Annotated in this window: 1 protein-coding gene; it reads left to right on the top strand. The window is 56.1% G+C overall.

All coding sequences use genetic code 11. The features are described from left to right. Positions 1–296 (top strand): hypothetical protein (locus tag HMPREF3052_RS11820; protein WP_210399516.1); only part of this gene is annotated, 296 nt, incomplete at both ends.

Here is a 296-nt window from a genome sequence, read left to right as displayed (position 1 = left end):
ACCAACCTGACCAGCGGCAACGTTGCGGCAGGCGACAACAGTGCCGTAACTGGCGGTGCAGTTAATACCGCAATCAATACTGCCATCAATACTGCCGTGACCGATTTGAAAGACGCCGGCTTCAAGATCGGAGCCGACAGCGGTGCAGACGACACCGTAAAACTGGGCGAAACCGTCAAATATGCCGGCGATGCCAATATCAAGACCACGGTTACCAACAACCAAATCGGCTTTAAACTGGCCGACAGCATTACCGTTGGTCCGGCTAGCGGCGGCAGCCCGGTTACTGTCGACGG

Origin of the sequence: Neisseria sp. HMSC056A03 (assembly GCF_001815685.1) — a bacterium.
Taxonomy (GTDB): Bacteria; Pseudomonadota; Gammaproteobacteria; order Burkholderiales; family Neisseriaceae; genus Neisseria; species Neisseria subflava.
This window is presented reverse-complemented; position numbering and strand designations above follow the sequence as displayed.